Raw genomic sequence first — 680 nt, forward strand, 5'->3', positions numbered from 1 at the left:
TAGAAACAGCACATCCAGGTTATCTCGGCTCTCAAGACACATTCTATGTTGGCAACTTGAAAGGTGTTGGGCGCATCTATCAACAAACCTTCGTTGATACCTACAGTAAAGTCGCCTTTGCCAAGCTCTACACAACGAAAACACCAATCACCGCAGCGGATATATTGAATGATAAGGTTCTACCGTTCTTTGAGGCGCATGAACTGCCAATGCTGCGAATCTTGACTGACCGAGGCACTGAATACTGTGGTCGTGTTGAGCAGCACGATTACCAGCTCTACCTAGCCATTAATGATATCGACCACACGAAAACTAAAGCGATGTCACCACAAACAAATGGTATCTGCGAGCGCTTCCACAAGACCATATTGAATGAGTTCTACCAAGTGACATTCAGAAAGAAACTGTATGGTTCTATCGAAGAGTTGCAGAAAGATCTGGACGAATGGATGGACTACTACAACAATCACCGTACTCATCAAGGAAAAATGTGCTGTGGCAGAACGCCAATAGAGACATTAGAAGATGGGAAATCAATCTGGGCTGAAAAGAATTTAGCCCAGATATAATCTGACAGGCACCAAGTCGAAAAGTGGGTAACTGTCAGATCAGGTCTGAATTAGTACAGTTTAGTCGTACCTGTGCAATCCACACCACTTTAAAATGGTTGTAGTTACGCA

1 pseudogene is annotated in these 680 nt (G+C 43.7%); it reads left to right on the top strand.

Annotation, left to right across the window (positions count from 1 at the left end):
* Nucleotides 1-569 (top strand): annotated as a pseudogene (locus tag R7190_RS27730) (IS481-like element ISVvu4 family transposase); the annotation flags it as partial.
* Nucleotides 570-680 lie beyond the last annotated feature (111 nt).

The sequence above is a fragment of the Vibrio sp. 1078-1 genome, from assembly GCF_033340475.1.